General features: G+C 50.4%; 5 protein-coding genes. 1 reads left to right on the top strand and 4 read right to left on the bottom strand.

All coding sequences use genetic code 11. The features are described 5' to 3' along the window. Window positions 1-34 precede the first annotated feature (34 nt). From E7745_RS08080 to E7745_RS08095, 4 genes are read right to left on the bottom strand one after another with little or no spacing between them, the layout of a single operon-like run. Complete coding sequence (locus tag E7745_RS08080; RefSeq protein ID WP_136408612.1) at window positions 35-19,306, bottom strand: helicase-related protein; 19,272 nt, start codon at window positions 19,304-19,306, stop codon at window positions 35-37. Window positions 19,307-19,329: 23 nt separating this feature from the next. After that, window positions 19,330-20,427 carry a hypothetical protein gene (locus E7745_RS08085; RefSeq protein WP_136408613.1) on the bottom strand — a complete coding sequence of 366 codons (1,098 nt, stop codon included), beginning with the start codon at window positions 20,425-20,427 and terminating at the stop codon, window positions 19,330-19,332. A 2-nt stretch (window positions 20,428-20,429) separates the two neighbouring features. Then, the gene (locus tag E7745_RS08090; protein ID WP_136408614.1) at window positions 20,430-20,927 is read right to left on the bottom strand and encodes a hypothetical protein; all 498 of its coding nucleotides are present in this window, start codon (window positions 20,925-20,927) and stop codon (window positions 20,430-20,432) included. Between the two features lie 19 nt (window positions 20,928-20,946). Then, window positions 20,947-21,303, bottom strand: coding sequence for a hypothetical protein (locus E7745_RS08095; protein ID WP_136408615.1), 357 nt, complete (start codon window positions 21,301-21,303; stop codon window positions 20,947-20,949). 80 nt (window positions 21,304-21,383) lie between these two features. Between E7745_RS08095 and E7745_RS08100 the strand changes: the two genes are divergently transcribed. Beyond that, window positions 21,384-21,785 carry a hypothetical protein gene (locus E7745_RS08100; RefSeq protein WP_123398020.1) on the top strand — a complete coding sequence of 134 codons (402 nt, stop codon included), beginning with the start codon at window positions 21,384-21,386 and terminating at the stop codon, window positions 21,783-21,785. The last annotated feature ends 122 nt before the right edge of the window (window positions 21,786-21,907 follow it).

Consider the following 21,907-nt stretch of genomic DNA (forward strand, 5'->3'; position numbering starts at 1 on the left):
GGCAAAGTTACTCACCACCGACACATTACCAACTTTATCTGTTGAGTTGCTGAGATTGTGGCTGCATGGCTTGATATTTCGAGTAAAACTCGTTCATCAAGGTTGTCAGTTCTGACATGGCCGATTGTTGGTTTTCCACAGTTTCGGCTTGCAGGACTTTCACCATGCCGGCACGGTACGCTGGGATTGTAGATGCAATGAGGGCAGCTTCTTCCGGGGTCTTTGATGTGAGCCACATTTTTGAGATACGTCCGAGTTGCTTGTCAAGACTGCCGAACCTCTGATAAAGTGTAAAGTCGGGGTCTTGTTGTAATGCCGCGTGTGCTTGTGCTGCGGCGGCATAATCGGTCTTAATCATAGCCCTTGCCTTTTCTGCCTTCTCGTTCACTGCCTTATATCGAGCCTCAAAGTCGGCGTAGGCTTCCTTTACTGCGGCATCGCCACGGCTCTCCAATCGCTCGGTCATTCTGTCCTTGGCCAACTCTTCGTATTTGCCGAGACGTTCCTCATCGCCCCAAGACCATGGAGCAAGAGGGGTGCCACGCTTCACCTTGTATTCGGCATAGCGCGCCGCCAACTGTTGCGGTGTCAGTTTGCTTGCCTCCTCGCCGTTCAGACCTATCTCATCAAAGTAGAGTTTGTCGAGTTGGCTCTGTGGTACTTGCAGCACTCTCATCACAAAGATAGCAGCCTCGTGGCTCAATGCCGGGTCATCACCGCAAGCATCGGTAATGGCAATAGCAGCATCGGTAAGGCTCTGTGGATTCATGCCTATGCCGGATTGTACCAGGAGGTTGAGAATGTCATTGACCGCCTCGGCGTTTTTACCACCAATAAACTTATTGGCAATGGTGTTGATGTCGCTTGCCAACGGCATATCCTTACTGAGTTGGTTTCTGCTCCATTCTCCGCTTGCCCACATATTGCCGAAACTGCTCATCACATCGCCGCCGGTCAGTCCCTCTATACTTCCGAAGTATGAATGAGTAATCACATCATCCCACATTTTGTCTTTTTCGGAAATATAATAGCCGAAAATGATGTATGGAAGATATGGACCAAGATTCCAAAGCCACTCAAGAACATAACCAAACGTAGCAAGTCGGATTACATCTTTCTTGATTTGTCTGCGGAATCGTTTCCGAGCTGCATCATTCGCTCTGCTATATTCGTCATCGGTAGCGCTTTCGGGGTCTATCTCCCAATCGCGCAGTATCTGCTTGGTCATGAACGCTACGCTCTTGGCTCGCTGTGCTGACGTAAGGTTGCGCTTGAGGTTTCTTGCGCCGTCATAAGTTTGGCGAGTGTACGACATTGAGGAGTTGCGGAATACAGTAAACAAGGTACTCAGCCAATCTTTATCTACCTGCATGGTCGAAAGGAAGGGCGACTCTGACGACTGCTGCGTCTGATTGAACAGTATCGTGGCGTCCTGCATGGCTCGCTTCTCTGCGGCGTCTGCCGGATAACCCTCTTTGAGATATTGGTTCAGTCGCGTTTCATACATCGCTCTTGCTCCGATGCTGACGGTTACGGCATCCACAAATGCATTCGGGGTCATACCGATGCGCGAGGATATTTCCATAACCCGGCTGCGCCACATCTTCCAATCCATATCCGATTTCAGCAGTCGAGGGTCTCCGCTGATGCGCGAGTGCCAGCGCTCGCGGAAGATGGGCAGGTTTTCCAAACACCATTTGAAGTCGCCGTAGGGATTGGCTATACTCTTCGCAATTGATTTCAAGTTAACTTCTGGTGCATAGGCAGGTGCGGAAAGGAATTGCTTTAATGCTGTGAATAATCTGAAGCTTACCTTGGCTGCTGTTACTCCTTTGGCAAGGTTAACAGCGTTTTTATTGAGCCTTGACACCGGTGGACGGTATTCTCCTGCAGCCATAAGACACAGGTCGTTGAAATTCTCCCATAACCTGCGGCCACCACCGTAGACCGTTGTCATGTTGATTACTTGGTTACGGAAACGCTTGTATGTGCGCAGGGTGTTAAGGTCGCGGTTCCATTCAGCGTATGCACTCCAATGTTCCATTTGGGTGATATGGTCGAGGATTACGCTCAATGCGTCTGCGCCTGTAATGTCGAGGGCGAGATTGTTCACACGGCGCTTGATGATACTGCCAGTCTTTGTTGTGATACCGTCCGGGCGGTTCTGCTGATTAACATCTTCCTCCTTATCAACTCGGGCATTTGCCAAAATCTTCAAGGGGAAATAGTTCTCAATAGCGGCCATAGATGCACCGAACATACGCTTGTGCGTTTCGTTGTACTCGTTACGAGTGGCAACAAGGAAATCGTCTTGCAACCAATCGCCAAGAGCCTTGAAACGTGGGTCGAGGAAGTTCTCTATATCTGCCACATTTTGCTCGGTGATACCCATGCGGCGCAGCTTCATACGTCCATCGGTCATTTTATCAACCATGTAGATGTAGAGGAGGTTGCCCTGTGTCAGTTCGTGGTCGCGCATTTCGCCGCCGTCCCAAAATGAAACAGAGGCTTTGGGAAGTTTACGCTCCATTCTGATGATGTCGCCCCACGTCTTGCTCTTGCCGAACAGTTCTGCGGCTTTCTCGTCAAGCTGTGCAAACTTATCTTTGATACCACGCAACTCTTTGTTACGACAATCAACCCAACCGCGCATGAAGCGGTTCCACAGATACCCCTCTCCGTTGGCGCTCTTGTTGCCAAATACTCGCATGATTTGGTCGAAAGTGCCGAGAGGTGCAAACAAGAATTGCACAAAACCATTATTGACAAACTTGTCTTGCCAATCGTCCTTATGGTGTTCGTTTGTTGGTCTGCCCTCCATGTCGGAGTTTGCATTGTGGTGTATCTCGCTGATACGAGCTTTCTCTGCCTCGCGGAATGCTTTTGCATTCTCAATACTGCCGCGCAGGGAGTCTGACAAGCGGCCTACAAGGTTGAAGTATGCCTCAGTACGCTCAATCTTATTCTTGCGAATAGCGTCCTCGGTAGTTTCAATGAACTGCTTGTAAGCATCATCAGTCATGCGCCCGGCGTCCCTATCTTCTTTAGCGATTTTAAGGCTATCGCGCAGGGCTTTCTCCTCTGCCTTGCTGTTAGCAATGTTCTGAACGTAGTCAAGTGCCATGTTGAGGCCGGCATATTCAATGGCGGCTTGGTCGGCAATGGTTTGGTCGGGGTCACTCATTCTGTTCAGAGCCTCGGCTATGCGGTCGGTGATGTCGTCCTCTGTGAGTGAGATTGCTTTTTTTACAACCTCCATTGTGTGTTGGCCGTCTACATCAAGAGCGCCCTGTACCTCGACACCTCTTGCATCGACCTTACTTCCACGGATAGCAAGGAGTTGGCGAAGCGAAGCCTCTCCGTTGCGTAGTTGATTATCGACCATGATGTCCATAATCTTCTGTACGCTATCTGCAATATCGTGCATGGCTGTGGCATTTTTGACTGCCGACAACAATCTTTGCATTTCGCCGGAGGTCATGCCGGAAAGATAGCCGTTTTGCATAAGGATACGTGCGAGGTCGGAAACACGTTTTACGGTGCTTCTGTCAAACATCGCTTGTGCGTTCATTGCATCAACGACACCGGCCTCAACCTTGCGGTCGGCACCGACAAAACTTTGTGCTGTGCCTCTGCGGTTACGCATGGAGTGTAACAGACTTTGCAGATTGTTGGTTACAGCCCTCATTGCATCGTTGCGCAGGGTGAGGTCTGCACTCTGATTGTTGCTAAGACGTATGGCCGCATTGGTTATGCGCTCCTCCAATCCTATGCTTTGGTCTTTCCAAATGTCGCTTGTTTCTCCATCGCGGAAACGTGCATCGCTCGACAATCCGAGTTCATCACGCTTGGCCGCATCACGAGCCATGTCCACATAGTCGCCTTTGGTACGCAGCTTCTCATGGCTTCGCCACAGCATATAGCGGAGTTCGTTGTCACCGAGTTTTACCCACTTCGGGAGCTTCAACGAGCCGAGGAATTTATTGATAGCCTCTAAGACTTTGGCTTTGAGCTTCACCCAAATGCCGCGTTCGGCTTTGGTGAAGTCCTCAAAACCTTTCTCGCTCATACGACCGAACATCTCATCAACGGCCACACGGCGGTGGTGTTCATACTCTTTGCCCGGCTCGTTCACAAAGCGGCGAGTAGCGTCCTCCTCGACCTGCTGTTTCAAATCGTCTTTGAGGTGATTGTAGATTTCATCGCAGAAAGCATCGTAGTTTTCTTCTCCAATCATTTCTCGCAGACCTTTGTGTGCTACAACCTCATGGAACACCGTTTCTGCAACGTCCTCGACATTCGCATTATTGGGGAGGACAATTACAACCTCGCCGGTTGCAGGGTCGTAGAAACCCTTGCTCCTGCGCATACGCGCCTGTCGCTCGGAATTGTCGTTTGTCAGCTCTTTAGTATCAGTCACAATGCGAATGGGAGTGTTGAATTTCTTCGACATTCTTTCAGCATGGCTGCTTTTGGCTTCGGTTGATGCTCCATACTCGCTGCCCAGCTCATACAACAGGCCGTCATCATTGGCGCTCCTTGTGTTGTTACCCTCAACGTTTACCACGTCAAGCAGGGTCGTACCACCAACCTTGTTGAGATTGTCTTTCAAGTTGCGGTATGCAACCATCTTGGAGCCTTCGTGTGTGAAGTCGCCGTAAAGTATTGCAGACTCTCCACCGAACTGAATGACACGCTCGGATATGTATCGGGCAATTTCGTCTGATTTAGTAGGTAACTTGGTGAATGGAGTGTGGATATTGCCGACAATTCTCCCTGCTCGTGAGAGTATGATAAATGACATCTTTGCTCGGTCGCCCATGCGCTGCGAGTTGAGGAATTTGGCAACATCTTCCGAACCGCGAACCAACGGCTGTTCCATTGGGTCATAGTTCGGGGCAAAAATCTGCTTGTCTAATGTGTGAACTGCAAGCGGACTTTCATTTTCGGGTACACGCTTTTGACCGACACCCGAAGTGTTGTCAGTATCGAATGTTCCGTATTTGCCTGTCTTTAGATTGATGATTACTCCATGTACCGGTACTTTTGATATATCGGCAATCTTTCTGAGCATCTGAACGTCCTGCGGCGAACACATGAGGTTGCCGCTCGGATGATTATGTACGAAGTAAACTTGGTCGGGCTGAATGCGGTTGTATGCGAGTGAAGCGGTAGGAATATCAACCATTGTGGCGGTGAATGTTCCCATGCCGAGTTCAACTACCGTAGGTTTACCGTCCTTAACGAGAACGACAAACGAATGTTCCTTTGCAGCATCTTCGAGAGCCGAGAATATAAACGCAACATCATCGGCGCTCTCAATCTTCTCTCCACTTGTGAAATTGAAAGAACCGCTTTCTCTGAATACTCGCTCTATAAGGCTGAACTCACCGGCTTCTTTGTCTAATCGACTATTATGTCGGTTGAGGCCGGTATCACCTTGCCGTTGTAGGTCGTTGGCTCCGCTCCGCATACCGACTTCATTGCCTCCTGCATTTTCTCCGCTGAAGTCAAAGTCGAATAAGCCGCCGTAACCTTCGGCATTTTCGGAGGTGTAGTTGATTGTTTTTCCGTCTTGCGTTTCATATCTGCTTGCAAAGTTAGCATTTTCTTCTGAATATGACGCAATAGGCTCACTCGCGGCATCTTCGCTATCCTCTTCGGTCAGTTCGATGTTAGAAGCGGCCTCTACCTCTTTGTCCAATTCTGCATACTTGGCCTCCTTAGCCTCCATTTCCGCTTTCATCAAGTCCTCGTATTCACTGAGTTTTTCCTCAGCTTTGGCGAGTTCCTCGGTGAATTTGAATGGAACACCGTCACGCGCTGATATGGATTGCAGTTCTGCGTTGTTGCGCTCGATTGAACGCTCCGCAGCTTCAATGCGCCCACGGAAGTCCTCGCCGCTAACAACATCATTCAAGATTTCTGTTACAGCATTCTTAATGACATTGCCCTTTACCGGCATGGCTTCTATTCCGAGTTCGGGACACGAGTAGGTCATTTTTGCAGGAGCGGAGTAGAACAAATCGCCCTGCTGACCTTGCTTTGTTTCCCTATTGATTTCGGTGTGAACATGGAAATTGAAGCCTCCAACGGAGATAGTGATGTCGGACGTTGCCGGACGAGAGGAGTAGCCCGATTTGCGGACTTGCTCTTGCAGTTCGGCCTTGCGTTTGTTCTGCTCGGTAAAGAAGTCCTCCATTGCCTCAACTGAGGGATAAGAGAGTTTGTCAACAGTTATGTCGCCAACCGTGGCGGCCTCAACCTTTTCAAGATAAGACTTGTTTTCGGCGATGCGCTTCTCTGCCTCTTTGTTCTGCCCGGCTATCTGACGCTTGCGGTTGTGGATATAGGTTTGGTCGGCCTCCCACGATTTGCGCTGTGCAGTCAGTTTGCGAACCTCTTTCTCAATCTGATTTTTCAGCATGGCATACTCGGAGCCGGAGAGCTGTGCGGTGATGTCGCCAAACAGGTCTTGGTCCTCCTCCAATGCACGGTTTTCCATTGAGTTCTCCATGAGCTGCTTGCCATTCATGATGCTGTCGGCAATCGCACCTTTGGTTTTCAGACGCTGATAGGCTGTAACGTCAAGGCTGTCCTCCACACCGAAACGAAGCACACGAACAGGAATGCCCCATTCATTGTGCAGGTTACCCTGTCGCAGAATACGGCCATTTCGCTGAGTGTAGTCCATAGGTCGATTAGGTGCATCAAGGTGGATAAGCGTATGGAGGCGCTCTTGAATGTTCACACCTGTACCGAGTGTGAATGTACTGCCCATGATGACACGAACCTCACCGGCATTCACTCTGCTGAAGATTTCGAGCTTTTTGTTTACAGTCATCCCCGATTTCATCACGACAATCTGCTCCTCTGGCACACCTGCAGATATGAGTTTCTTGCGAATATCCTCATAGAGATTAAAGCCGGAAACCTTGTTTTGGTAGTTGTCGGCAAAGATAGCAACGGTGCCGTTGTAGTCTTTGGCTTCTTCGAGGGTGCGAAGTGTCTGACGCACGGCCTCATTGGTCTTGCTGTTGGGGTCGTCCTCCGCATCTGACTGAACGAGTCGAGCATCAACGGCGGCGGCTTTGGCAATACCGTACATCACAAGGGGAATATGACTGTTCTCTTTCTTCTCCTTGCCGCTCATATTATCGTAAGCGTCAAGTTGCTCCTTGACAAACTTCATGATAGAGCGCAGTGCGCGTGTCTGAGGCAGGAAGATGTCTTGTGCTTTGCCGCCCTCCATTTGAGGTATCTTGTCACTTACACCTCCGGCCTCGCGTGTCAGCACGGTGTCGGCCACGGTAGACCAAATGCGCACAAGTTCGGGCAGGTTTACATATCCTGCAAAGCGATTGTTCTCTTTATACTTGCCGCTTGTGGAAAACTCCAACATCTGTTGCAGGTTGCCAAAGTTACGTACAAAATCATCGAAGTAATAAATGCCGTAGTCTTTCATCACATCGGCCGACATAAGATAGCGCATGAACGTCCATATCTCTGCGGCGGTGTTGGAGATAGGTGTGCCGGTCGCAAAAACAACATTCTTGCCGCCGGTCTTTTCAAGAACGGACTGTGTTTTGAGGAACACTCCCTGCGACTTCTTACTGAAAGACGGGTCTACACCTTTCACACCGCGCTGCATGGCGGTGGCAAAGCCGAGGTGCTTGTACTCGTGAGCCTCATCGACAAGGATAGCATCAATGCCCATGCTGTCGAAGTCCTCGACATCATCAGTAGCACGGTCGAGCATTTCCCTCGCTTTAACTTCTGCATTCTGTCGGGTCACTGCGGCTTTCTTAGCGTCCTTTTCTTTCTTCTTGTCGGTGGCTCCACCGTTGGCAAGTTGGCTGATTTCGTCTTTCAGCTTCTCAATCTCACGCTCGGCGGCACGAACAATCATGCTCCTTCCGTCCGGGTCTGCATCTTTCATCTGGTCAAGCACAAGCAATTTTTCCTCAATCTTGTCTTGGATAAATTGCGTCTGACGCTCAACGCTATCGGGAATACGCTCGAATACGGATTGAGGCACGACAATCATGTCCCAATCATTGAACTTGATTTTGGCATAGAAAGCCTTGCGACCCTCTGCGTTGCGGTCTGCATCTTCAAGGGTCAGCACTTTGGCATTAGGATAGAGAGCCTTTGCACTTGCTACAAATTGGCCTACGGTGGCATTCTGCACCACAATCATAGGCTTGCGGGCAGTACCGAGGCGGCGCATCTCCATTGCTGTTGTAATGAGGGTGTATGTCTTGCCGGTGCCGACCTCGTGAGCCAACAATACAGGCTGTGTCGTTGCGCGGATTACGGCCTTTGCTTGGTGCGGACGTAGACGGAACGGACGACCGCCTACCATTGTGGCGGCTCCGCCGAAATGCTCCGGCACAAATTCATCGGGAATTGACTTAGGCACGGAGTTGTTGAACTTCTCATTGTAGACTTCCTCCATGCGCATAGACAACTCCGGGTCGTTCTGCATCTGTTCACGCGCCCAATCCTTAAAGTCCTGTCGTATCTCATCAACCTTTGTTGCGCAAGCGGTTGTGGCCGCAGCATCGGTTTCGGTTGTAGTGGTGCCGTCACTATTCTTGGTGGTCTTGCTGACGGTGATTGTCTTGTTGGTGATTGCCGCCTCAATGAGCTTGTGGCCGGGGATAAGGATACCGAGGCTTTCACTACGAATGCCCATTTCCTTATTCTTAGGCTCGTCAGTCCAATACGGTTCACTCATGTGCCATGTACCACCGGCATTAGTAAGACGGACGTTTAAGTCGGTGCGCTCCTTGACAAAACGCTCATAGAGCTTCGGGTCTACCCATGACGAGCCAAGAGTAAACTCGATAAGATGCGCAGGGATATTCATAGGCACAACGGCCTCCAATGCTTTGATGTTGGCATCGTATGCACCGTTGGCGGCTTCGTTGGCTTCTCTTGCTTGGCGCAGCTTCTCACGGACGTTGCCACTAAGGTATTCATACGACACCTCCATTTGGCCGGTTGTCGGGTTCTCGAAGCCTAATCCGCTCTCGATAATTTCCTGCTTGACATCGGCCTGTGACTTGCCTAACTGTGAGGCGAGATATTCCGGGTCGATGCGGCCATACTTGTAGAGGCTTGCAATGATACCGTCCTTGACGTTTTTCGGAGCGGGTTCGCTTTCCTTTTCAACAACACGGCGACTGAAGATGTCGGTCTTGCCGTAGGTCTTAATCTTCGTGCCGTCCTTGCTGCCTTTTTCGGAGTAGGTTTCAAGAGCCACAATGCTTGAAAAATCAACATCATTGCGCAACCATGCAAGATTGTTGTTCTTGTTGAGGTTGCCATATCGGGCTACAAAGGTGTCGTATGCGCTGTTGAGGCGGTCGAGAAGCGGTTGCAGTCCTGCATCATCGTTATGCTCCGTCTGATATTTCAGCACATCGGCCAAAGCGTTTTTAAGGTCGGTGTAATCGGCAAAGCATTGTTCTTTGGTGCGTCCCTTGATTTTGTTCTTATTGAACGTCAGAGGCACGGCACTACCCATTCGGGCAACGCAGAGATTGCCGTTGCTGTCGGTCACCATGCTTCCCTCCTTGACATCTTTACCGAGAGCCTCGTTGATGTGAGTGGTCTGTTCTGCGACTGCGGTGCCTTGCTCCTTACTCCAATCCATTTCGGCAATGTGCTGAACCCAAGCGGCCATTCGTGCCGGTTGGTCGGCTGTTCGTGTCGGGAACAATCCCATAGAAGTAGGTCGGTAGGTGTCGCCCTGCTCAAAGCCAAAGAACATTTCGCCGCCCATGCATTCGGGATGTTCAATGAAATATCGGTTGATGAGCATCGGCAGGTCTTTCGTCTTGCCTCTATCGTCCTCGAAAGACGCGGTTCTCACAGGAGTAACCGTGCTTATGTCTATTGCATTTGCGCTCTTGCGGCCATTCACACGCTTACGCACAACGATAATGTCAGAAGTGGCCGCTGTGCCTCCGAATGTTTGATTGTTCATGCGGAACACACCGACAACATCTGCACAGCCCTCCTTGTCGCCAACGAGCCAGTTGCGTAGCTTCTGCGATTTGTCGAGTGTGCCGCTCGATGTGATGAAGATACCGATACCACCCTCACGGAGCTTGCGCACGTTCTTAGCAATACAGAAGTCATGAATATCGCGGAATTTCTTAGAGAGGTCGCTGTCGCCGCTTTCGTCCATGACATGAAGGCCGGTGACGAAAGGCACATTGGTAATTGCGAGGTCTACCGAGCCATTTGCGATGCGAGTTTTCTCAAATCCCTGCACCTCCACCTTTGCGTCTGGGTAGAGCAAGGAAAGAATGCCGCCTGTGGTGTTGTCAATCTCCACAGCATGAATGTTACTGCGTTCGCTGATTTCGGTAGGCATCAGTCCGATGATGTTACCAATACCGGCAGAACCCTCTACGATGTTACCGCCCTTGAAGCCGAGAGCCTTTGCAATATCCCACATGGCATCAATGACCGGCGCAGGAGTGTAGTAGGCGCTGTTGCGGCTCATGACCGCAGCTTCGTATTCTTCGGGAGTAAGTATTTCGCGGAGTCGCTTGTTGATAGGATTAGGCGACCATGTGCTTCCCTCATTGAAAGCAGAGCCAAGACCACCCCAACCACTATAACGGCGCAGGACTTCCATTTCTTTGGGAGTGGCCGTTTCGCCGGACGCGAGTAATTTCTTCGCTACCTCAATGGCGGCAAGGTTGGCATCAATACGAGCCTTTTCACCTTTCGGGGCATAGTCTACACCACGCTCGGCATGGTTGTTGCGAATATTCTTCGGCTGTGCTACGCCTCGTTCGCTCTTATGCTGTTCAGATACTCCTGTGCCTCGCTTGGTGTCAGACACAGTATGCTCTCCACCACGTTGAGCCATTCTTCCTCCGTCAGTTCGCTCAGCTTCATGTTCTGCGCTCGTTCCCAACGGTTCATTAGGTCGCGGTTGCTGTCCCCCTCGCCCGGCTGTTTCGGGGCGAGCTTGTACGTCAGTTTTCTCATGTGAATTATTTTTTGGAGTTGTTGAATTATTCTCTGCCTCACGCTGCTTTGCGAGTTCGGCCTCTACTTCCGGGGTAACGGTGAAAGGCGACTCTCCGCGCTCCAACATATCGGCCATATCCTTGACGAACTGAGCGGAGTCCTGTTTAGGCTCGGCCTCGTCAAACAGACCGCCGAATAAATCATTCATCGGCTGTTCATCGGGTATGCGTGATTTCTTTGGGGCTTTTAACTTGGCGACACGTTCAGCCATTTGCACCATATCCTCGCCCGGTTGAGGTGTAAGAGGAGTTGCAGGTTTGACCACATCTTCGGGGAGGTAATTGCGGGCCTCGCGGCGAATGGCCGTAAGCAGTTCATCATAGGTGACATTGGAGGCTGCCCAACAATTACGCCCTATGCGTTCAAATGAAACATATCCTTTTTCATCTGGCCACTCAACACGGTACATTATTCTATCCGTTTTTAGATTATCTCCTCGTCTACGTGAGTCTTGCTCTGCAACCGGTTCAAGACCGATATACATCTTGAGATGTCTGCCTTCGTTAAGTGGCAGGGTTATATAAATTTCCCCACCTGCAGGTGCAAGATTTGCTCGAACAGTTGTACCTTTCTTTACGTTCTTTCGCCCAAGAGGTGTTGTAGCACTCGTAACTTTGATGTCAATTCCAAGGTCTTTAACAATCTGTTTGGCAAGATTGGTAGCGTCTGATACAGCTTTTTTCTCTGCTGTCAGCATATAACCATAACTCTCATGGAATTTGGAGTCATCTTCCACTGCCTCATAGTAGCCGAGGAGGGCAAGTTGCTTATTGACATCCTCTATTTCTTTGTCGAGGTCACGAGAGAGTCTTTCGGCATCTTGCTCAGTTGTTGCAACTTCGAGTTCACTTTCGACTTTGCTTGCAACAGCCTCTGCTTTGTCTGCAATAGCTTCTGTATCTGCTGATGTTTCGTCAGCCTCTTTTTTTCTTTGCTCATTTCGTTGGTCTTTGAGGGTTTGAATTATTTGGTCGGTATGCTGCTGTGAGCTTTGCTCATCAACAATATGCTGAGAGGTGGCGATGATATCTTTGGCTCCGGGCTTGTCGAAATTATAAACGTCAAAAGCCTTGACTGTCTTTCGGTCGTCCATTTCCTCATCCCATCCGAGTTCTATCACCTCCTCCATGTTCTGCGCGGCGGCATAGAGAGATTTGAGGTGAGGACGCATATCATCGAAGATGTCGGGCAGCTCGTCTATCATCGCCTCGCAGTAGTCGGCAAAGGAGCGTAAACCGCCTTTCATCATAAGATATGTCATACGCGTACCCATGCGCAAGACTTCTGCATCCATTTGTTTGGGCTGTGGTTTGCCATAACCCTCGGCACTCTCCTGTACTATATCATCACCTTTGCCGAAATGGTTGCGGAGGTTGTCACGCAGGTTGTTAAACTCGTCTGCGTCCTCATCGCTAATCCATCTGCGTTTTTTCGGTTTGGTCTGTGTAGGTTCTACCGGCTCGGCATGGTCGCTCAATTTGGTTTCTCCTTTAGTAGATAGGTCGGCCATGACACCTTCAACGTTGACACGATTGACAGGCGCTTTCTTTGGCTTATCGCTTGCAGGTTTTTCCATGTCTGCAAGCGACAGCGGAGCCTCGTCTGCAACCTCGTCCTCGCTCTTGCCGACAATATCCTTGGCAAAGGCTTTCGCATCGTCGGCACTACGGAGCATCCAACCGCGCGTTTCACGGTCGTACCAACCTTTGAGAGCTTTGGCTTTCGCACGTAAGGTGGACAATTCCTCTTTGGAGAAATCGCGGTCAAAGGTCACAAGGTATGTGTCAAGCGTCTTGCCCTGCTTGTTGGTGTAGGGCTTAGGCTCGACTTTATAACCCTCGCCGGTGATAGCGGCGGCAGGTTGTGTCGGTTGCTCAACAGGAGCTTCGTCTGTGATTTTGCTGACGGTGGAATAATCGGCGAACGGTTTAGTCTTGCGGTGGCTCGACTGTACCCATTTGTTGAAGTCCTCGATATTAGTTTCGGAAATTCGCAGTCCGGGGTGCGTCTGTCCCCATGTAGCATCATAGTTGGCAAGGTAGGCGCTCATGGCCTCGTCCTTATTGTTGAAGCCAAGCATAACCTTGTGTTCATCGAATGAGCCGTCTGTATTGGTTTGGTCTACGACATACACCTTGCGGCCATTCCACATATCCATGTTCTCATGCAGGAACACATCTATATGGTCGCCGTCAACACCCTCTGTACCTTTGATGTAGCCGTAGGTGTTGGCCATAGTGGTACTCCATTCCTTACCATCTGCATCAATACCTTTGCGGACGCTGCCAGCAGGGTTCTCGATTGTGATGTCAAACTCGCCAATGGTAATATGGCCTTTCTTATAATTTCCTGCCTCAGCTTGCGCCGGAGTAGGCTCGGTGTTCACCTCGGCAGATGCGGCCTCAACTGCGGCCTGTACCGTTGCAGGTGCGGCATCTGTGGATTGAGGTGTTTCGCCCTCTACTGCTTCGACTCCTGCTGTGCTGCTATCATCTGAAGCTCCTGCTCCACTGTCGGACGGTTCTGTTCCTGTCGGAGTTTGTTCTCCGCTTGCAGGTGGTTCATTGCCTCGGAGTTCCCCTCCTTGGCTAACTTGATTGCGGAGAGCCACATCAGCACCTCCATTTGCGACATCGTTGTTTCCATTCTTCGCCGGTTGATATTCAAAGTTTAATACTTGGTTAATGACTTCCGCAAGCGGATACTCGGTTGTGTCGGCCTCATCAAAGAGGGTCGCGGCCTTTTTCCCTTGTGCAAGGTCGTACATTTGATTGAAATAGGACGCGATTGTCGCTTGCGACATATCGGTTGCCTTATACATAGCGGCCAAATGCAACGCAAAGTTACTAAAATTATCGGCCGGCATATAATGCTCAAATCTATCATCAAGGGCTATCGTTTGTTTGAAAGCTTCAACGGCTTTCAAAACCTCCTCCATTTTCTTTGCGTTGGCAAATGTGGGGTCGGACATCAGTTGATTGTAGACAATAATAGAGGCTTGGATTTCGGGTAACATCTTACCGGCGAAAGGCGAGTCCATATCACGGAATGCCGTTGCGAGGATTGCGCGTTGTGCCTTGGCCGGAAGTTTGTCAAACATTTCTTCCAACTGCTGTGATGCACCCTTGAATACTGCTTGATAGAGAACTTTCTGCAAGTCGTTCTTGGCCTCGGCTGTGAGATTGCTCTTACTATCAAACGCAGATTGGAATTGAGTATTGCTGATAGCGCCTACTTGGTTCATCCATTTCATAACCTCAGTACCGTTGCGGTCTACGAGTTGGCCGAAAGACACATCTTCTTCGCCACTGCTGAGCAACATATTGGCAAACGTCCGCATATTGTCGCCGAGTGTTTGGGCAACATTCTTAGGCTTGATACGCTCGATGCCGCCACTCTCGGTGTCCTGTGCGGTCATTTGGCCAAGACGGATAGCCTCAGCATCATCGACATCGAGCATATTGACGAGGACAGGGTTCTGCATGGCGTTCACGGCCTCTGGGTCAATGCCAAATTGCTCTGCGTTGTCAATGAGGTACTGTTTATAGGTCTGCTGCTGTTGAGGCAGGTTGCTCTGCCACAGGTAGCGGAGTGCATCAGAGCGGTTGTTGCCTTGAATGACCTCGCCACGAGTATTGACAGTAGGAGCGCCGGTGTATGCCGTAACGCTGCCGGTGATTTCTTTCGGACGAATACCCTCGGCCATTTCTTTTGCGGCGAACATAGATACAGCCTCCGTGCGATTTTTGGGCTGTGCCTCCTCAATAAAGAACATGGGGTTACGCTGTCCCTGCACATGGGAGGGTTGCAACTGCGAAGCCTCAATGACGGCAACACGGCCTTTGGGCAGGTCTTTCTGTGAGAACTTGACCTCAACCTCATTGCCGACAACACCCTGCACAGGCTCTTGACGAGTGAACATCTGACCGCTGAAACGGCGCACACCTCGCTTACGGGCATTTTCGGGTGTGTCCATGTGCCATTCGGGAATTCCCTCCAATGCCTCGCGTTCAAGTCGTGCGGCTTCTTCTCGTGCCTCTCTCTCGGCTTTCTCAGCCTCAGCACGTTCAGCGGCAAGCCTACGAGCCTCGACCTCCTGCTGTGAGCGGATTGCACTCTGACGAGCGTTTTCAACTCCGGCCATGCGCTGCCACTGCTCATATTCGGCTTGTGCCTTTGTGAGTTCAGCGGTGTTGGCTTTCTTTGATGCAAGTATCTCAGTCGGGGTCTTGCCTTTGGGTTTGAGCTTCTGTGCTTTCTCAAAAGCCTTGCGTTTCTCCTCGACCATTGTGTCGGCAATCTCTTTGGCTGTGGCCGCATCGCCCTCAGAAAACTCAACAAGAGCGTCCCAACCTACTTCCGGGCTTTCGGCCTGTTCAAAGATAGGTTCGTTCTTCTCATTACGAGGAATGCGTTGCAGAGGTGTAGGCTCTGCCTGTGCTGTCAAGTCGGGCTGAGATACATTATCTACCTGCGGAGCTTCGTTAGTAGCAGGGGCAGGAACGACAACATTTCCATCATCGACAGATTGCTGTACGTTTTCAATAGGAATTTCAGTTTTGGGAACGGTTTCCGTGATATTTACACCTGTTTCCATAGGATTGAGGGTTGTTTCCTCAGTTTTGGGAACGGTTTCAGCGTCTACGGGAACAAGTTGTTGCTCCATAGCCCTGCGCTGTTGCTCGTACTCGTATGCCTCAAGCATACCTCTACCGAAGTCGGTCAGTCTTTCGGCATCGGTGCGCAACTCGCTTATTTTGGCAGTCAGTTCACTATCTGAAATCCCCTGCGTTTCATCTATACCAAAAGAATATCCCTTGTCATAGTCCTCAACATTGGCTACACCTTCTTGGGTCGGCCTGTTGGGGTCTACGGGTTGAGGTTCGGCAGGTTGAGGCTGTTTCACTTCCTGCGGCTCATCGGGAGTGTATTCAGAGAGAATGTTGTCAAGTTCATGCTCTGATGCGTAGTGGAGTTGTTGCAGGTCGCCCTCAACATAATACTCGTGGTTGCCGTTTTCATCGACAAAGCCGGTAAGGACACCGCGTGTTTCCGTGCCGTCAGAGTTGCGTATCTTGATTTGGCCTGTTGTGTACTTTGGTTGAGGCTCGGCCGGTGTTTCGGCTTCGGGTGCAACATTATCTTGCGGCACTTCAACCTCAGCAGGATAGCCCTCATAAGACAGAATAGCATCGGGGGACACCATTTCAACCTTACCTGTTTCGAGGTCACGAACGACAATAGAGGCATCGCTACGTTCATTGTCAATCATTGTGCCGTCCTCCATCATAACGACACGGCCACTCAATACCTCAACAGGGCGGTCTTGGTATTTCATGACGGCACGGCCAACAGGCTTCTGTTCGCCTCCGGGCTGATGCGGGTCGTATTCGGGTGTTGTGGGATTATCGAAACGAGGGTCAATAGGTGCATCGTTTGTGGGTGTCGTTGCTTCGGGTTCGTCAGTCAGAAGTTTCTGATTGGTGATGTCCTCGGCTTCTGCGTCCTCAACAGTATTACGCTCTTTGGCATTTTTGGGGATAAGCTCATCAAGATATTCATCAATGGCGGTTTGCTCAGCTATTGTGCGGCGGTTGGCCTCTTTGCGGATTGCATTGTCGATGTCCACACCATATTTGTCATTGATGCGGCCTCTCATGTTGTCGGTAACACTTGTTTCCTCAAATTCGCCCATTGCCTCAGTTACCTTCCGGAGAATGTTCTGCTGAGCCTCGTCAAACTGCTTGTCGCCGCCACGAAGGTTGTTGCGCCGTGCTTCTTCACAGGTACGGTAAACCTCAACCATATCCCAACCGTTTTCAGCGGCAACGGTGCGGCAAGCCTCCTGCAAACGGTTCTCAAAGTCGGCAGTCTGTTGATAGCGTTCGCCGATTTCTATGTGGTTCAGCTCTGTTTGACGTTTGATGCGCTCCAATTCAAGGTCTGCGGCCTTGCGGCTCTTGAACGAACGAGAAGTGATTACACCATTGGCACCCTGCGACTCTACAATAAAGCCTCCCTCGCCGTCCTCGATGAGTTCACCTTTCATAACGGTAGACTCAGGGAGCTTGCGCCCGGTGGCATAGTAATACATCTTGGCTCTTGCAGCCTCGCTGATACGAGGGTCGGTTACCATGTCTGTAAGACGGCTGACGATTTCGGGAGCATTTGCGGTAATAAGTTCACCTTTTGTCGCATCGCCGGTACGCTCTGCGCTCTCAACGAGTTCACGCAGGTCGCCATAGCCATGTTTGCTAAGTTCTGCCGCCTCGTCCTTTGTAAGTGACAATCCACCGTCAGAGGGAGCGTCCATGCGCTGACGCAGACGGCTCTCGAAGTCTAAGCGGTTCTTGCGGCCATTGGTCGGGCTGTCAAACGAGGCTTTGAGGTCGCCGAGGACGTTGCCGGCACTCTTTATCATGTGCTTGGCCTTGAAGCCAACCATCATAGCCATGTTGTCAGTCCACACGTCCATAGCATCGCGATTGCCCTCAATCCATTCGGGAACGGAGAAGATTGTACCCTCAAGCATTGTGGCGCCGGAGTAGACTCCTGCACGTTCCATTACCTTTAAGCCGGTGCTTGATGTGCTGCGCACAAGTTTGTCGGCCACATTACCCGATACAGGAGTAAGCCAACCGATAGCACCACCCATGAGAAAACCATGCGCAGCTTGACCTGCAACAGCGGAGGCAGAGTAGCCCTCGTTGAGGTATCGGCCAGTATCGTCCTGTCCGACAATGTGACCGCCATGCGCAAATTGGGTTTCCATTTCTTTAATGCCCTCAAATGTGCCAAAGTTGGCAGCACCTCCGGCGATACCACCGATAACGCGACCTGTCATTGAGGTTGCAAACTGACGTGTAGCGGCATTGGTGACTGCGGCAGTAGCTCCGCGACCTGCGAGGACACGACCACCGGCCCACATTGCACCACGAGTTGCCATACCTCCGACACCTGCGGACATCCATGTAGTCGGGTCAAGAGCGAAGCCTGTAACCGTACCTGCAACATCAAGTATTTTGTGACCGTCTTGGCGATATTGTTCATTCGCTGCCTCATACGCGGCCATATCGCCTGTTTTCTTCACACGATTAACCGCTATGCCTTTGCCGATATTCGTAACTAAATTCATATCGCCAACCTTGCGCATGAAGTATTCAAGATTGCTCTTAGGTAAGTTCTTTTCTACAGCAAGGTGATACATTCGCAAATCTGACTGCTGTCGGGCAAACTCTTTGGCTTTTCCATACAGCACAAGGTCATCAACACCGGGATTGCGGCGGCGCAGCATCTGATAGCAATCGTCTATAAGAGATTTCTGACCCTCCTCGCCAAGATTGTTCCACGCATTATCCATTAGGACATCCATGTCATGGGTAGTCAATCTATCGGTGAAGTTGTCAACGGTTTCCATTTGCTTAAAGGCAACCGCATCAGTACTGTTCATCGCAAAATTCTGCACATTGAAATTGGCTGCTTCGCGATTGCGCTCTGCCTTTGCATTGTAGGCGCTCTCTGCGGCCGACCATGCCTGTTCTGCTGCGTTTTCCCCCTCGGCAGGATTATGACGTTGCCACAGATACGAAAGTTTTTCGTCAAACTCACGCTGTAAACGCTGTTCCTTTGAACGCTTACCTGCTTCCGTGTTGTTTTCCCACCAATTATGATACTCGGTGTTAGCGTGGCTCTGCTCCATTCGGGTGCCGACACGCTCACCCTGTGTAGTGTAATAGTGGGTTTCCATTTTGCCGGTCTGAGGATTAAACTCACGCTCACCCATAAATGCACCGGGGCGATTGCCTTTCTCGATACCCTCCATACGCTGCTTGAACTCCTCGCCCTGCTTTTTAAGTCGGGCATTAGCTTCGTCCATCTGCATTTGGAAAGCTCGTTGTTGCATAGGAGTAGGCTTCCAACCCTCCGGCTGTGCCGGTTGAGAGGAAGTCTGAACTGTGGGCTGTACCGATGCTTGCTGAGCCGTGTTGTCGGTCACAGGCTTAACGGTCGATGTCGTCTGCTGAGGTTGTGCCTGTGCTTGAGGTTGCGCAGGTGGAGGAGTGACAGCGCCGATGTCCTGTGAAAACGTATCGAAGTCGGGGAGAGAGTAAGCCCCCTGCATATTATTGTAGAACCGCTTGCGCTTCTCCTCGTCCCTCATGTCCTGTTGGAATGTATCGAAGTCGGGCAATGAAAAATGTTTCAAACCATTCTGATACAATCTGCGTAAATTGTCATTGGGATTAGCCATATTATATGATAATGATTGTCGGGTTAATAACCTGCGGGTTTATCGCCTACCTCCAAACCTGCAACCTGCTTGATTGCGTTCTGCGTGGCCGGAGAGCTTTCTACATTCGCACCGATGGCGATAAGCATAGCCTCTGTTGTCGGTGGCTTGTAGCCAACTACGAAGCCATTTCGCACAATTGGATCACCCTGTACCTTATCGCGAACCTCCGGGGATAGAGTGTGATAAATGCGCGATACGGTCTGAGCGTTGAGTTTGTCGAGCGTCAATGTCACATTGCCGTTGCCCGAACCGAGGTTGAAAGTCATTTGACCCTCTTTCAAAGAATGGGCAAGGCGCTGTGACTCCATGTTGATACGCGCTCTCTCGTTGGCCGCACTGACATTGAACTGACGAACACTCTCCTTGAACTGACGCTCCCAACGCTGACCTTCTTCTTCGTGCCATTCTCCCTGTCGGTCGAAGTTGGCTTGCCATTGACGCACACGCTCGTCATAATCCTTATTACGGAATGCAACATCATCGGCACGGTCTTGGCGACCTGCGTCAAATGCTCGGTCTTGTCGGGCGAGGGTCTGTTCAGTCTGCCATGCCTGTAAGCCTCGCTGTTTGTCGGCATCTTTCATCTTGCCGATAGTGAGAGCATATTGCAGATACTTATCGGCATCGGCATCGCGCTGCGCCTTTTCCTTGTCGAAACGCTCCTTAGCCTTAGCCGACATTCCCTCTTTGGGATTATACATATTCGGGGCATAGTGATGAGTGAAGATAAGGTTGGCAACAGATTGAGCTGCGTCCGACACTCCGCTGATAATGCCCTCTATCTTTTGCTTACGGCGCAACTTCTTCAGTTCCTCCTCCGACAAAGGCTTAAATTCGGCCATGCGCTTTTCAAGCTGCGGTATAAGCTCCTCATAACTGCTTGCCGAGTATTCAGCCGGGATAGTCGTTGATATTGGGGTCGAGGTCGTAACCTTTGTGGAGGTAACAGAAGATGAACTACCACCTGCCGGGGGCGGAGTGCCACCACCGGCAGGTGCCGAACCCGCAGGAGCAGCCGGCTGTTCATTGCTGACAACTGTTGTCCGAGGGGCTATAATGGGTTTGTTAGAGTCTACCATAGTTAGAATACGCTTGCCATTGCAGAACCGGCTTGTGCTACACCTTGCACTGCTTGCGCGGTGTTCTGAGCCTTTGCCTGTTCAAGATTATTAAGTTTGTCGTTGAGTTCCTGCTTTGTCTGCATATACTGCGACTCGATTTGGTCTTTACGGCGCTCACCATTAACAGCTATCTGCGATGTTGCATCTGCGAGAGCTTGATTATTGGCTGCTTTAGCCGCCGCAATACTTTCCTCACTACTCCCCATGACCGCCGCTGAACCTGCGGCAGCTTGGTTTCGTTGTCGAATATTCTCATTAGTCATAGTAAGGATACGTTGTGCATCTGCACGTTGTGTCGCGTCCTCATTATATCGGCGGTCATACCAATTTTGGTTTTCTTTCATCTGACCCTCGATATTTCGCTTGACCTTTTTCATTGCCTTTGAAGCGCTGATACCACCGAAAATACTTGCTCCGATACCTAACGCTCCTCCGATTGCGCTGCCTAATATGCCCATATCTGTACGTTTTTATAGATTACTTACTTGTAGCTTGTTTAGCAAGGTCGATAATGCCTAAATTGGCTACATCCTTTTCTTGCTCTTCCTTATCGGCACCGGGCGCTGTGGGTGTATCTGTTGTAGCTTCTTCTTTCTCCGGCTCTTTGACCTTTTCCTTCTCTACAACTTTTTCTTTCACGACTTTCTGAGGCGCAGACGAGCCGCCATCAGTCCAACTCCCTTGATTGGCAGTAAGCTCCATTTGAGTTTTCATGCCATCATGAAGTCTATCCATAGCTTTGTCGCCCTGTCGCTCTTTCTCTTTTATAAGTTGTAGAGCGGATGAGATGATACCTCCACCTTGACCGCCCATGCCTCCTGCTGCTTGCATCATTGTTTGGGAGAATTAAAAAGTTATAATTATGGAGCAAAGGTAAACCCATACCTTTGTATCGTAACTTTAACTTATTAGTCATGGCACAAGGACGAAAGACCGGAGGCCGACAGAAAGGTACTCCAAACAAACCCAATCCGCTCAAAGAGCATCTACGCGCCCATTCAATGGCCTACTTTGCACCACGGCCACAAACGAATGGGGACGGCACCCCACGCAAATTAGAGTTTAGAACTAAGGAGGGCGACATATACAGCACCGTAGTTCTGCAAGATGCAGACGGCAATCCGCTTGTTGTTTCCGATTTTGAAGTTGATATGATGATGATGGAGGCAAAAGACCGCGCCGCCATACAGGAAAGGTTGCTGCGGTATCACACACCGCAGATGCAATCAGTGTCTGCCGAGGTGTCGTTGTCAGGTGATATCACTACTACAATCGAGGAGCGCCTTGCGCAACTCGCCGCCGAAAACGACAACTAAGCCGTCTATTTTTGTCTACATTTAGACCGCAAGCCGGGCGCAAATCGCTCGGCATTTTTATTTCCCCATTTATAGCCATTCTTTCCCAAATTAAGACAATACTTTCCGAAGTTTACGGCATT

Origin of the sequence: Duncaniella sp. C9, from assembly GCF_004803935.1 — a bacterium.
GTDB lineage: Bacteria > Bacteroidota > Bacteroidia > Bacteroidales > Muribaculaceae > Duncaniella > Duncaniella muris.

Excerpts from the sequence above, each read along its gene's own strand:
- E7745_RS08080 (WP_136408612.1), bottom strand. The coding sequence starts at position 19,306 with ATGGCTAATCCCAATGACAATTTACGCAGATTGTATCAGAATGGTTTG.
- E7745_RS08085 (WP_136408613.1), bottom strand. The coding sequence starts at position 20,427 with ATGGTAGACTCTAACAAACCCATTATAGCCCCTCGGACAACAGTTGTC.
- E7745_RS08090 (WP_136408614.1), bottom strand. The coding sequence starts at position 20,927 with ATGGGCATATTAGGCAGCGCAATCGGAGGAGCGTTAGGTATCGGAGCA.
- E7745_RS08095 (WP_136408615.1), bottom strand. The coding sequence starts at position 21,303 with ATGATGCAAGCAGCAGGAGGCATGGGCGGTCAAGGTGGAGGTATCATC.
- E7745_RS08100 (WP_123398020.1), top strand. The coding sequence starts at position 21,384 with ATGGCACAAGGACGAAAGACCGGAGGCCGACAGAAAGGTACTCCAAAC.